Genomic DNA, 12,371 nt, shown 5'->3' with positions numbered 1-12,371 from the left:
CGTCGGCTGCTCGTTCAAGGCTGAGATGAAGGGCAACGAAGTGGTGCGCATGGTGCCGCACAAGGATGGCCAGGCCAACCATGGCCATTCCTGCGTCAAGGGACGTTTTGCCTGGGGTTACGCGACCCACAAGGACCGCATCACCAAGCCGATGATACGCAGCAAGATCACCGATCCGTGGCGCGAAGTGTCGTGGGATGAAGCGTTGACGTACGCCGCCGGCGAATTCCGCCGGATCCAGGCCAAGCATGGCAAGGATTCGATAGGCGGCATCACTTCCTCCCGTTGCACCAATGAAGAAACCTACCTGGTGCAGAAGCTGGTGCGCGCTGCGTTCGGCAACAACAACGTCGATACCTGCGCCCGCGTCTGCCATTCGCCGACCGGCTACGGCTTGAAGCAGACGCTGGGCGAATCGGCCGGCACCCAGACCTTCGATTCGGTCATGCAGTCGGATGTGATCATGATCATCGGCGCTAATCCGGCTTCCGGCCATCCGGTGTTTGCCTCTCAGATGAAACGCCGCCTGCGCCAGGGCGCCAAGTTGATCGTGGTCGATCCGCGCACCACTGAAATGGTGAAGTCGCCCCACGTTGAAGCCGATTACCACCTCAAGCTGCGTCCCGGCACCAATGTCGCGGTAGTCACAGCCTTGGCTCATGTGATCCTTTCGGAAGGCCTGGAGCAAGCCGATTTCATCGCCGAGCGCTGCGACCGGCAATCGTATGCCGACTGGAAGGCCTTCGTGCTGCGCCCGGACAATTCGCCGGAAGCGATGGAAACCGTCACCGGCATACCGGCGGCAGAGATGCGCGGCGCCGCGCGGCTGTTCGCCACTGCAGGCAACGGCGCGATCTACTACGGCCTGGGCGTCACCGAGCATGCACAGGGTTCGACCACCGTGATCGGCATCGCCAACCTGGCCATGGTCACCGGCAACGTCGGCCGCGAAGGCGTCGGCGTCAATCCGCTGCGCGGCCAGAACAATGTGCAGGGCGCTTGCGACATGGGTTCCTTCCCGCATGAGTTGCCAGGCTACCGCCATATCTCGGACAGCACCGCCCGCAGCGAATTCGAACAAGCCTGGGGTGTCACCCTGAGCCCGGAACCGGGGTTACGTATCCCAAACATGTTCGACGCCGCCATGGACGGCAGTTTCATGGGACTGTATTGCGAAGGCGAGGACATCGTGCAGTCTGATCCGAATACCCAGCATGTAACGGCGGCGCTGTCGAACATGGAATGCATCGTGGTGCAAGACATTTTCCTCAACGAGACAGCCAAATATGCGCATGTCTTCCTGCCGGGATCGTCGTTCCTGGAAAAGGACGGTACGTTCACCAATGCCGAACGGCGCATTTCGCGCGTGCGCAAGGTGATGCCTGCAAAGGCTGGCTTGTCGGACTGGGAAGTCACGATCGCCCTGGCCAAGGCGCTGGGCTATGAAATGCCGTACAAGCACCCGTCCGAAATCATGGATGAAATCGCGGCGCTGACGCCGACCTTCCATGGCGTCAGCTACGCCAAGCTGGAAAAGCTTGGCAGCATCCAATGGCCATGCAATGACGCGGCGCCGGATGGCACGCCGATCATGCACATTGACGAGTTCGTACGCGGCAAGGGCAAGTTCATCAATACCCAATACATCGCCACCGATGAAAAAGTCACGCAAAAATATCCGCTGATCCTGACCACCGGACGCATCCTGTCGCAATACAACGTCGGCGCCCAGACCCGGCGTACCGAGAATGTGCAGTGGCACGGCGAAGACCGGCTGGAAATCCATCCGCACGACGCCGAGGACCGCGGCATACGCGAAGACGACTGGGTCGGCATTGAGTCGCGTGCAGGGCAGACGGTATTGCGGGCGACGGTGACGGAGCGGGTGCAGCCTGGCGTGGTGTACACCACCTTCCACTTTCCGGAATCGGGCGCGAATGTGATCACTACCGATAATTCCGACTGGGCTACCAATTGTCCGGAGTACAAGGTCACGGCAGTCCAGGTGATGCCGGTGGCGCAGCCGTCCGAATGGCAGCAGCAATACAGCCGCTTCAACCGCGAGCAGCTTGGGCTGCTGGCGGGCGAGGCTGGCCAGCTGGCGGATGCGGTAAGCAAATGAAGCGATCCAGCAAGGGGAAAAAATGAATCCGGACAATCTTATAAAAATGGCGAACCAGATCGGCAGTTTCTTTGAAACCATGCCCGACAGGGAGCAGGCGCAAAGCGACATCGCCAGCCACATCAAGCGCTTCTGGGAGCCGCGCATGCGGCGTTCCCTGTTGCAATACGTGGACCAGCACGACGGCGCGGATCTGATGGATATTGTGCTGGAGACGCTGCGCAGCCATCGCGCAGCGGTGCTATGAGAGGCGCCTGCGATTTTTTGTGATTTTCCTTATATTAACTAGGAGTAAAGTTGAGTTTCTGATAAATAAAAATAACCCAGCATGCTTGGGTTTTTGCTATAATGCCCACTGTACTGGCAATTTCCGGACTGCGTGTAACGATTTATCCAAACGATCATCGTCCAGCCCACGTTCATGTTATCGGGCGCGGATGCGAGGCAGTGTTTAACCTGCATTGCCCGGATGGACCAGCCGAATTGCGAGAGAATTATGAATTTTCCCGGAGAGAGCTGAACAAGATTGCGAGCGGACTCAACGTTTGTGCAGCTGCTCTTTGCGACAAGTGGAGTCAGATACATGGACATTACCGATAAGGCTTTTGAAGCGGCCAACCAGCGTGCCGCCGCTGCCAGGAAAACATTCCCCGCAGCGGTGGAGGTGCATTATGATCGCCGCGCAGCGCGCATCGTCATTGTGCTTGCCTCCGGCCTGGAGCTGGCATTTTCTCCCAAGCACGTGCAAGGCCTGGAGCATGCGCACCAGGCCGAGCTTGCCGACGCCGAAATTACGCCTTCCGGCCTGGGGATTCATTTTCCGCACCTGGATGCGGACTTGTACCTGCCTGCATTGCTTGAAGGTTTTCTCGGATCAAAACGCTGGATGGCGTCCGAGATCGGCAAAATGGGCGGCAAGATATCCACCGAGGCGAAAGCCAAGGCCGCACGCGAAAACGGCAAGCTGGGCGGACGGCCCAGGAAAACAAAAGAGTTGAAGGCGGCCTAGGAGCCTGTCCCTAGGGCTTCAATTTGAAACGGGTAAACGTTTCAATCAGCTGAGCGCCGTCGCTCATCAGAAAATTCTCGAAAGCTATCGCCACCGGCGGCAGCTGCTTGTGCTGGCGGTGCACCACGTACCAGTTCAGCATCGCCGGAAAACCCTGGACGTCGAGCACCACCAGGTTGCCGACCTGCAGTTCCAGGCTGATGGTGTGGACCGACAGGAAACTGACGCCCATGCCGGCGATCACCGCCTGCTTGATGGTTTCGAAACTCTTGATCTCCATGGCCACATTGAGCTGCGCCAGGTGGTCGCCAAAACTCTCCTGCATGGAATTCCAGGTATCCGAGCCTCTTTCGCGCACGATGAACGGCTCGCGCATCAGGCGCGCCATCGGAATCCGTTTCTTGCCCGCCAGCGGATGCTGGGGCGAGGCCACGATGACGTAAGGGTGGGGCGCGAAGGCGCGCCGTACCATGCCGGGGTCTTCCGGCGGCCTGACCATGATTGCCAGGTCGGTCTGGTTATCCTGCAGGTTGCGCAGCAGCTCCTCGCGGTTATGCACGGTCAGCTTGAGGCTGACGTTTTCATGGCGGCGCTGGAACTCTGCCAGCAGGCGCGGGAAAAAATAATCGCCGGCGCTGATCACGGCGACATTCAGCCTGCCGCCGGACACGCCTTTCAGCTGCGCCATGGCGTCTTCGGCTTCACGAAACTGCTGGATGATCAAACGCCCGTGCCGCAGCATTTCCACGCCCGCGGCGGTCAGGTAGATCTTCTTTCCCAATTGCTCGAACAAGGGCAAGCCTGCATGCTCCTCAAGCTGCTTGACCTGCAGCGACACGGCTGGCTGCGTCAGGTGCAGTTCTTCAGCCGCCCGCGAGTAGCTGAGATGGCGCGCCACGGTCTCGAAGGTTTTCAGCTGCCGCAGCGTAGCGTTCTTCATTCCGGCCTCCTTTTATATTATAAGTATGTGCTAATGATTATGCACAAAAACTTTAACTATGACTAATGATTTATTTTCCCTACCATGGCTTCAAGTCTGGAGATAAATGCAGATGAACCCGTCAGGCAGTTCCAATCACTGAAACGTGTATTTAGGAGGAAATGAATCATGGCCAGCATCACCATCGAGCGTACCTTTTTTGACCCTGCCGAAGAAACATCGCTGTATGCCTACAACGCCGCTTTCCACGAGCTGGGCTTGAGCTGGCACTGGGATTACGACATCTACCGTTCGCTGCTGGCAGGCGCCGGCGAAAAGAACGTGATCTGCACCTACATCGAAACCCATCAGCGTCATTTGCTGAATGCCTACGACGCCGATTTCCTGATCAAGGCGATCGAATGCGCCAGGGCGCAATGCCTGGAAAACATCAAGGCCTCCGGCAGCCAGCCGGGCTTCAGCGTCAACTGGGCGGAAGTGCAGCGGGCCGAAGTCGGCGTCTGAAGCAGCACGGTTTTCGATACAGGCGCGGGGCCGCAAAAGCAGCCGCAAGCGCCAAGTTGCATGTGAATTAATGAATTCGACTTGCTCCAGGCCTGCCCGGTATTTTTTTTAGGAACAGAAAACTACTAATCTTGACCGCAGTCAAGGATCGCCGGCACAAGTCCTCGCACAATCAGTGCGACCATGCATTTTCCGCGATTGCTGCAAAAGACGGCGACGCGGACGGATAAGGAATGCATGGTGGACATAGAACTCATGGTCGCCCATGCGCAATGCTAGGCACAATGCAGTGTTCATGGCGACGTAGAAAACCAACCATAATTTGGAGACGGAGACATGAATCAAGACAGTGCCCTGGGGGGCAAGGTATCGAATTCCCATCGATGGTGGCAGCTTGTGATGGGAATCATCTGCATGGCCATGATTGCCAACCTGCAGTACGGTTGGACCTTGTTTGTCAATCCTATTTCTGAAAAGTACGGCTGGAGCAAGGCCGCGATCCAGATAGCCTTTACCGTGTTCGTGCTGACCGAGACCTGGCTGGTGCCTATCGAAGGCTACCTGGTCGACAAGCTGGGCCCGCGTCCGGTGGTGCTGGTGGGCGGCATCCTGTGCGGCCTTGGCTGGGTATTGAATTCCTACGCATCTTCTTTGCCGATGCTGTACATCGCGGCCGCCATCAGCGGCGTCGGCGCCGGCGCCGTGTACGGCACCTGCGTCGGCAATGCGCTGAAATGGTTTCCGGACCGGCGAGGGCTGGCGGCGGGGCTTACCGCGGCCGGCTTCGGCGCCGGCTCGGCGATCACCATCATCCCGATTTCGGCCATGATCAAGAGCAGCGGTTATGAAGCCGCATTCTTCTACTTCGGCATCGGCCAAGGCGTGATCGTGTTCCTGATCGCGCTGGGGCTGAAGGCGGCGCCGAGCTACCTGAAGAAGGGCAGCGCAGCCTTGAAGATCAAGGTGCAGCAGGGCCGACGCGACTACCGGCCAAGCGAAGTGCTGCGGCAGCCGGTGTTCTGGATCATGTACCTGATGTTCGTCACGGTCGCCGCCGGCGGCCTGATGGCGACGGCGCAGCTGGGGCCGATCGCCAAGGATTTCAAGGTCATGGACGTGCCGGTCAACATCATGGGCCTGGTCTTGCCTGCGCTGACTTTTGCACTGGCTATCGACCGCGTCCTGAACGGACTGACGCGGCCGTTCTTCGGCTGGGTGTCGGACCAGATCGGACGCGAACAGACCATGTTCATCTGCTTCGCGCTGGAATCGTTCGGCATCCTGATGCTGTATAAATTCGGCGCCGATCCGCTGCTGTTCGTGATCCTTACCGGCCTGGTGTTCTTCGCCTGGGGCGAAATCTATAGCCTGTTCCCGTCTACCTGTGCCGACACGTTCGGCAGCAAGTATGCGGCGGCCAACGCAGGTCTCTTGTATACCGCCAAAGGCACCGCGGCTCTGCTGGTGCCATTTTCCAGCATGCTGACCGCGGCCACCGGCAGCTGGGAAGCGGTGTTTGTCGTCAGCAGCGTGATGAATGCGGTAGCTGCCTTGCTGGCGTGGTTTGTATTGAAGCCGATGCGAAAGGCGATCATGGATGAATCGATTCCGGAACACGAAGTGAAAGAAGCAGAACTGAAAGCGCTAGGCCGCGTTCCTGACCGCCTGGTCTGACCATCATCGGATCTTGTCCAAAGGTTCTTGAGGGCGATCCCCTCAAGAACCTGGACGGATAAGGCAGTCCGCATCAGCGCTCCGGTTCTCGCGTCATTCTCTCGCGCCATTTTATCCATATAGCAGCAGCTTGCCCGCATCCGCAACCGGATGCGACAGGGCAGGTGTGCGCCAAATATTTACATGGCTTGCCTACTGTCCTGGGGCGATGCCGTCACATTCTTAACAGGTCGGGGAAGATTGAAAATGATACAGCGCTGGCTACGGTTTACATACCAAAACACGATCCGCTTCGGCACCCTGGAAGGCAAGCGGGTCCAGATATGGGAGGGCGCCATGTTCGCCGCGCCGAAGCCGTCCGGCTTGTTTGTCGACCTGGCCGAGGTGAAGGTGCTGATGCCGACCCAGCCCAGCAAGATCCTGGCGCTGTGGAACAACTTCGGCGCGCTCGGCGCCAAGCTGAACCTGGCGCGGCCGGCCGAACCGCTGTACCTGATCAAGTCGCCGAATTCTTACCTGGATCCGCAGGAAACCATCCGCCAGCCGGCCGCCGGCGGCAAGGTGGTGTTCGAGGGCGAGCTGGGCATCGTGATCGGCAAGACCGCCAGCCGGATCGCCGAAGCCGAGGCCGGCAAATACATCTTTGGCTATACCTGCGCCAACGACGTCACAGTCGCCGACATCCTGAACCGCGACCCGTCGTTTGCACAGTGGGTGCGCGCCAAGGGCTGCGACACCTTCTGCCCGTTCGGGCCGGTGGTGGCCAGCGGGCTGGATCCGGCAACGCTGACAGTCAGGACCATCTTGAACGGCGAAGTGCGGCAGGATTACCCGGTCAGCGACATGCTGTTTTCAGCGGCGCAGCTGGTAAGCCTGATTTCCCAGGACATGACGCTTTATCCCGGCGACATCATCTTGTGCGGCACCTCGGTCGGGGTCGGCTCGATGAAACCGGGCAGCACAGTGGAAATCGAGATCGAAGGCATTGGCAAGCTCAGCAACCGTTTTGAGTAGGCACAAGCTGCAGCAGGGCCTCCAGGTTTTTTATTACTAGTACGGAGCAATCATGAAAATCGCAATTGTAGGAGCCGGCGCCATTGGCGGCTATGTCGGCGCCAAGCTGTCGCTGGCCGGCGAAGACGTCACGTTTATCGTGCGCGGCGCCAACCTCGACGCCATCAGCCGCAACGGCATGAAGCTGATCCTGGAGGATGGCTCGGAACACATCGCCCGGGCCAAGGCCACCGACAACTACCGGCTGGCCGGGCGCCAGGACCTGGTGATCCTGGCGCTCAAGGCGCACCAGCTGGAAAGCATCGCCGACCAGCTGCATCACTTGCTGGGGCCGGAGACGGCGATCGTCACCATGCAGAACGGCATTCCTTATTGGTACTTCCACAAGAATGGCGGCGCGCTGGAAGGCAGCATTCTGAAAACGGTCGACCCGACCGGCGAGATCAGCGAAAAAATCCCGGCATCGCGGGTCATCGGCTGTGTGGTGTATCCGGCCTCCGAGCTGATAGCGCCGGGCGTGGTGCGCCATTTTGAAGGCGAACGTTTTCCCTTGGGAGAGCTGGACGGTTCCCACAGCGAACGCGTGACGCGCATTTCAGAATGCTTCGTGAAGGCCGGCTTCAAGGCGCCGGTGCTGGACGACATCCGTTCTGAAATCTGGCTCAAGCTGTGGGGCAACCTGAGTTTCAATCCGATCAGCGCGCTGACCCATTCGACGCTGGTCGACATCTGCCAGTTTCCATTGTCGCGCGCACTGGCTGCTGCGCTGATGACCGAGGCCCAGGCCATCGCCCACAAACTCGGGATCGCCTTCCGCGTACCGCTCGACAAGCGGATCGCCGGCGCCGAGAAAATCGGCAAGCATAAAACCTCGATGCTGAAAGATGTGGAAGCAGGGCGCGCGCTGGAAATCGATGCGCTGGTAGGTTCGGTGATCGAACTGGCGCGCCTGACGCATACGCCGACGCCGCATCTCGATACGGTCTACGCCTTGGTGAAATTGCTGGCCAAGACCTTCGAGGAAGAGCGCGGCCAGGTGCAGCTGCAGCGCGTCGCCTGAAGCGCGGCGCATGGCTGGTCCGGCGCGGCGGCAAAGTGGGCAATCTTAACCGTCGTCAAGGATTAAGCCAGGAAATTCTCGCAAAATGAATCATGGCGCAAGTTCCGTATATTGCGGCCACAGGGATATTTGCGGTAGCACCAGAATAATATGTATTCAATAACAAGCACCCATAATAAATAAGCATCCTAAAATCATCAGGAGACAAGATACATGGACACCAGTAACGCCAAGCGAGCTCCTAATCGTTGGATTCAACTGATTATCGGCATCATCTGCATGGGCTTGGTCGCCAATCTGCAATATGCCTGGACATTATTCGTCAATCCCATGGATGCCAAGCATCATTGGGGCCAGGCGGCAATTCAACTATCGTTTTCCATTTTCATCGTGACTGAAACCTGGCTGGTGCCGATCGAGGGCTGGCTGGTCGACAAATTCGGCCCGCGCCCGGTGATCGCCATGGGCGCGCTGTTTGCCGGCGCCGGATGGGTCATCAACTCGATGGCGACCAACCTGTTCGAACTGTATGCGGCGGCGATCATCTCGGGCATAGGCGCCGGCTGCGTCTACGGCACCTGCGTCGGCAATGCGCTGAAATGGTTCCCCGATCGGCGCGGCCTGGCGGCTGGCCTGACCGCTGCCGGCTTCGGCGCCGGTGCCGCGGTGACAGTGATCCCGATCGCCAACATGATCCAGTCGTCCGGCTACGAAAGGGCGTTCCTGTTCTTCGGCATCCTGCAAGGCGTATGCATTTTCCTGCTGGCCTTGATGATGGTGAGGCCGGTGCCGCCCGCGGGCGTGGCGGCGTCCAAAAAGATCACCATGACAAAAATCGACTACACGGCCGGGCAGATGATCAAGACGCCGGTGTTCTGGCTGATCTATGTGCTGTTCGTCGCCGTCGCCGCCGGCGGCCTGATGGCCACCGCGCAGCTGGCGCCGATCGCCAAGGATTTCGGCATCGCCAAGCTGCCGATGACGCTGCTGGGTGTGACCTTGCCGTTGCTCACCATGACGCTGTCCATCGACAATCTTTGCAACGGCTTCACACGGCCGCTGTGCGGCTTCATATCCGACAAGATCGGCCGTGAAAACACCATGTTCATCGTTTTCATCGGTGAAGGCGTGGCCTTGCTGGGGTTGATGGAATACGGCCATAACCCGTATGCCTTCATGCTGTTTGCGGCCTTGGTGTTCCTGTTCTGGGGCGAGATATTTTCCATCTTCCCGGCGATCTGCGCCGACACCTTCGGCAGCAAGTTCGCCGCCGGCAATGCGGGTACGCTTTACACCGCGAAGGGCACCGCGGCCTTGCTGGTGCCGCTGACTTCGGTGCTGTCCGCCGGCGGCGCCTGGAACCGGGTATTCCTTGCCGCCTCCATCATCACCATCGGCGCCGGCCTGGTCGCCAAATTCGTGCTGGCGCCGATGCGCAAGCGCTGGGTCGACAAGGGAGTTCCTGCCTATTCCTCAGCGTTCGATCCGCACGCAGCGGCTGCGGTGAAACGTTCGACTTGATCCTGGTGCGCGGGGCGGCGCCTGGCGTCGTCCCGCGGCTGCCTATTTCTGCCTATTGCGGCCAATCTGTCACAGCGAAAGCATGATCTTGCCGATATGCGCATTGGTTTCCATCAGCGCATGGGCCTGCGCAGCCTGTTCGAGCGGGAAAGTCTGGAAAATCACCGGCTTGATTTTCCCGCTCTCCAGCAGCGGCCAGACATGGCTGCGCAACTGGCTGGCAATGGCGGCCTTGAACGCTACCGGCCTGGGCCGCAGGGTTGATCCGGTCACCGTCAGCCGGCGCAGCAGGACCTGGCCGAAATGGACGTTTGCCTTGGCGCCGCCAAGCATGGCGATGAACACTAGCCTGCCGTCGTCGGCCAGGCAGTTCAGCTCGCGCTGGATATAGTCGCCCGCGACCATGTCGAGAATCACATCCACGCCTTTGCCTTGGGTCAGGCTATTGACTGTCTCGACAAAATCTTCCGTGCGGTAATTGATGCCGCGCTCCGCTCCCAGCACTTCGCAGGCGCGGCATTTTTCGTCTGAGCCGGCGGTGGCGAATACCCGGTGTCCCAGCGCGGTAGCGATCTGGATCGCGGCGACGCCGATGCCGGAAGTGCCGCCCTGGACCAGCAAGGTTTCGCCCGGCGCCAGCCGGCAGCGGTCAAATACATTGCTCCATACGGTAAAAAAGGTTTCCGGCAGCGAGGCCGCTTCCAGCACGCTCCAGCCGGCAGGAACCGGCAGGCACAGCGCTGCCGGCGCCGTACAGTATTCGGCGTAGGCGCCGCCCTGGACCAGCGCGCACGCCAGGTCGCCTTTGCGCCAGGTGGTATCGCTGAAATCGCCGTCGACAATTTCTCCCGCGATTTCCAGGCCGGGTAGTGTGGAGGCGCCGGGCGGCACGGGATAGTGGCCGGCGCGCTGCAATACGTCTGGACGATTGACGCCGGCGGCTTGCACTTTGATCAGCAGTTCGCCGGGCTTGAAGGTAGGCGCGGGCTGTTCGCTGACCTGCAAGACTTCTGGTCCGCCGAAGGCGGTGATGTTGATGGCGCGCATGGAATCCGATCCCGGTAGTTGGCAACCGGATCAGTCTACGAAGATGTCGAGGACCGCGCATTGATCGGGCTCAATCTTCCCGATTTAGACCTGGACTTTCCTTGATGATATAACCTGACCGGATATCTATATTATGTTGCGGCGCGGGAGCGCTGTTCCGGAAGATTGCCGAGGGCTGTGAATCGGCTGCCAAAAATAAAACAGCCGATCGATGATCGGCTGTTTTTTGCTACACCTGCAGGCGTCACCGGAGTGAGCTCGCATCGCCGGGAATTACAGGCCCCAGGTGTAGGTGGCGTCTGTCTTGTCGCCGGTCGTTGCTGCGTCGAGGGACTCGCGCAGGTCGACTGCCAGAAGAGTCGCGGCTACAGCATAGGCGATGCCTGCCACTTTTGCGGAAAAACCAGTGCTGCTTGCCGGGGTGTAGCTGTTGGTTGCTGTAGTCACGGTAGTGCTCCTGTCAAAGTAAGAATCTCTTATGCTGCTTTGCATTATATATTTTGAATAATGACTTTTCTAATGACATTATCCAATAACAGGTATGCCATCTGTCAATATCTCGCGCTGCAATATAAGAGGATCTGCCAGGAATACAACAGTATTCGGTCGATGCGGCCAGGTTTGAGGGTTGTGGAGGCTGGATTCAGCGTTTCGGCGGCGTCGTGTATACACAGAGTATGCACGATGCCGTCTGTTGTTTAAATTTGCTTAGATTTTTCCCTGGTGTTTCAACCTGCTCAGGGTCTCCGGGGAAATATTCAAGTAAGTCGCAAGTTCTTTTTTCGGCATGCGGTCATACAGGTCAGGATGCTTGCGCAAGAAGCGGTGCACGCGGCCTGGCGCATCCAGCAAGTGCAAGGTGATGGTGTGCGCCATGATTTCGCTCATCAGGCGCATCACTTCGTATTCAAAGGCTTGCTTGAGTTTCGGATGCTTGTCCATGAACGCCGCCCATTGCTGCAATGGCAGTTTGGCAACCCGCGCCTTGGATACGCACACGATGCTGTACGGAGTCGGCGTCTTCAGGCGCCACGCGGCGTAGCTGGTCTCCATGTCGCGCTCGTCGGCGAAGCGCAGGATCATTTCCTTGGCTTGCTGGTTTGTCACCACGCGCTTGAGGATGCCGTCCAGGATGAAATATTGCTCCATCTCATGGATGCCCTGGTGCAGCAGAATTTCTCCTTTACCGCCATCCACCACGATCAGATGCGATTCCAACTCGAGCATTTCGCTCTCGTCCAAGTCTTTTAAAACATTATTTTGCCTGAGCTGAACACGAATGATGTTTTTCTCTGGATGGTTTTCTATGAGGGTCATGTAGGCGTTTTAAGGGATGGTCGACAGCTGTGAAGATGATGCGTGAAAACTTGACCGAGGTCAATGCTGTCCTGTCTATGAGCTGGCTAAGATGGCATCAAGCTAAAGCAATGCAAGCGGTATTGCGGAGGCAGATAACCGATAACAGGAGGAGCAATGGCTG

General features: G+C 58.6%; 13 protein-coding genes. 9 read left to right on the top strand and 4 right to left on the bottom strand.

The genetic code is table 11. From position 1 onward, the window contains the following. The 4 genes from fdhF to BM062_RS24555 all read left to right on the top strand — a co-directional run. Positions 1 to 2,122, top strand: a 2,122-nt coding sequence (fdhF, locus tag BM062_RS24570; protein ID WP_092402290.1) for a formate dehydrogenase subunit alpha, incomplete at its 5' end; no start/stop codon positions are given. Positions 2,123 to 2,144: 22 nt separating this feature from the next. Beyond that, positions 2,145 to 2,369, top strand: a complete 225-nt coding sequence (locus BM062_RS24565; RefSeq protein WP_092402287.1) for a formate dehydrogenase subunit delta — start codon at positions 2,145 to 2,147, stop codon at positions 2,367 to 2,369. A 101-nt stretch (positions 2,370 to 2,470) separates the two neighbouring features. Continuing rightward, a complete protein-coding gene (locus tag BM062_RS26305) occupies positions 2,471 to 2,722 on the top strand; it encodes a DUF4160 domain-containing protein (protein WP_092402284.1) in 252 nt (83 codons plus the stop codon). Beyond that, a complete protein-coding gene (locus BM062_RS24555) occupies positions 2,706 to 3,131 on the top strand; it encodes a DUF2442 domain-containing protein (protein WP_092402281.1) in 426 nt (141 codons plus the stop codon). The genes BM062_RS26305 and BM062_RS24555 overlap by 17 nt, the downstream gene beginning before the upstream one ends. 10 nt (positions 3,132 to 3,141) lie before the next feature. Here the strand turns inward: BM062_RS24555 and BM062_RS24550 are convergent, their stop codons facing one another. Continuing rightward, positions 3,142 to 4,071: a LysR family transcriptional regulator gene (locus tag BM062_RS24550; RefSeq protein WP_092402278.1), complete on the bottom strand. Its 930-nt coding sequence runs from the start codon at positions 4,069 to 4,071 to the stop codon at positions 3,142 to 3,144. Positions 4,072 to 4,239: 168 nt separating this feature from the next. On the opposite strand from BM062_RS24550, the gene BM062_RS24545 reads away from it, so the two are divergent. From BM062_RS24545 to oxlT (BM062_RS24525), 5 genes are all read left to right on the top strand, one after another. After that, positions 4,240 to 4,575, top strand: a complete 336-nt coding sequence (locus BM062_RS24545) for an HAD family hydrolase (protein ID WP_092402274.1) — start codon at positions 4,240 to 4,242, stop codon at positions 4,573 to 4,575. Between the two features lie 336 nt (positions 4,576 to 4,911). Continuing rightward, the gene (oxlT, locus tag BM062_RS24540; RefSeq protein ID WP_092402271.1) at positions 4,912 to 6,249 is read left to right on the top strand and encodes an oxalate/formate MFS antiporter; all 1,338 of its coding nucleotides are present in this window, start codon (positions 4,912 to 4,914) and stop codon (positions 6,247 to 6,249) included. A 246-nt stretch (positions 6,250 to 6,495) separates the two neighbouring features. Beyond that, positions 6,496 to 7,263, top strand: coding sequence for a fumarylacetoacetate hydrolase family protein (locus BM062_RS24535; protein ID WP_092402268.1), 768 nt, complete (start codon positions 6,496 to 6,498; stop codon positions 7,261 to 7,263). Between the two features lie 52 nt (positions 7,264 to 7,315). Continuing rightward, complete coding sequence (locus BM062_RS24530) at positions 7,316 to 8,323, top strand: 2-dehydropantoate 2-reductase (protein ID WP_092402265.1); 1,008 nt, start codon at positions 7,316 to 7,318, stop codon at positions 8,321 to 8,323. Between the two features lie 213 nt (positions 8,324 to 8,536). Further along, positions 8,537 to 9,844, top strand: coding sequence for an oxalate/formate MFS antiporter (gene oxlT, locus BM062_RS24525; protein WP_092402262.1), 1,308 nt, complete (start codon positions 8,537 to 8,539; stop codon positions 9,842 to 9,844). A gap of 69 nt (positions 9,845 to 9,913) precedes the next feature. On the opposite strand, the gene BM062_RS24520 is transcribed toward oxlT (BM062_RS24525), so the two are convergent. The 3 genes from BM062_RS24520 to BM062_RS24510 all read right to left on the bottom strand — a co-directional run bounded on the left by BM062_RS24520 (position 9,914) and on the right by BM062_RS24510 (position 12,208). Next, the gene (locus tag BM062_RS24520) at positions 9,914 to 10,891 is read right to left on the bottom strand and encodes an NAD(P)H-quinone oxidoreductase (protein WP_092402259.1); all 978 of its coding nucleotides are present in this window, start codon (positions 10,889 to 10,891) and stop codon (positions 9,914 to 9,916) included. 273 nt (positions 10,892 to 11,164) lie between these two features. Next, complete coding sequence (locus BM062_RS25755; RefSeq protein ID WP_175501155.1) at positions 11,165 to 11,338, bottom strand: hypothetical protein; 174 nt, start codon at positions 11,336 to 11,338, stop codon at positions 11,165 to 11,167. A 261-nt stretch (positions 11,339 to 11,599) separates the two neighbouring features. Next, complete coding sequence (locus BM062_RS24510; RefSeq protein ID WP_014006000.1) at positions 11,600 to 12,208, bottom strand: Crp/Fnr family transcriptional regulator; 609 nt, start codon at positions 12,206 to 12,208, stop codon at positions 11,600 to 11,602. Positions 12,209 to 12,371: the final 163 nt, after the last annotated feature.

Origin of the sequence: Collimonas sp. OK412 (assembly GCF_900112135.1) — a bacterium.
GTDB classification, from domain to species: Bacteria; Pseudomonadota; Gammaproteobacteria; order Burkholderiales; family Burkholderiaceae_D; genus Collimonas; species Collimonas rhizosphaerae.
This window is presented reverse-complemented; position numbering and strand designations above follow the sequence as displayed.

Excerpts from the sequence above, each read along its gene's own strand:
- BM062_RS24555 (WP_092402281.1), top strand. The coding sequence starts at position 2,706 with ATGGACATTACCGATAAGGCTTTTGAAGCGGCCAACCAGCGTGCCGCC.
- BM062_RS24565 (WP_092402287.1), top strand. The coding sequence starts at position 2,145 with ATGAATCCGGACAATCTTATAAAAATGGCGAACCAGATCGGCAGTTTC.
- BM062_RS24530 (WP_092402265.1), top strand. The coding sequence starts at position 7,316 with ATGAAAATCGCAATTGTAGGAGCCGGCGCCATTGGCGGCTATGTCGGC.
- BM062_RS24510 (WP_014006000.1), bottom strand. The coding sequence starts at position 12,208 with ATGACCCTCATAGAAAACCATCCAGAGAAAAACATCATTCGTGTTCAG.
- oxlT (WP_092402262.1), top strand. The coding sequence starts at position 8,537 with ATGGACACCAGTAACGCCAAGCGAGCTCCTAATCGTTGGATTCAACTG.
- BM062_RS24520 (WP_092402259.1), bottom strand. The coding sequence starts at position 10,891 with ATGCGCGCCATCAACATCACCGCCTTCGGCGGACCAGAAGTCTTGCAG.
- BM062_RS26305 (WP_092402284.1), top strand. The coding sequence starts at position 2,471 with ATGCCCACTGTACTGGCAATTTCCGGACTGCGTGTAACGATTTATCCA.
- oxlT (WP_092402271.1), top strand. The coding sequence starts at position 4,912 with ATGAATCAAGACAGTGCCCTGGGGGGCAAGGTATCGAATTCCCATCGA.
- BM062_RS24545 (WP_092402274.1), top strand. The coding sequence starts at position 4,240 with ATGGCCAGCATCACCATCGAGCGTACCTTTTTTGACCCTGCCGAAGAA.
- BM062_RS24550 (WP_092402278.1), bottom strand. The coding sequence starts at position 4,071 with ATGAAGAACGCTACGCTGCGGCAGCTGAAAACCTTCGAGACCGTGGCG.
- BM062_RS24535 (WP_092402268.1), top strand. The coding sequence starts at position 6,496 with ATGATACAGCGCTGGCTACGGTTTACATACCAAAACACGATCCGCTTC.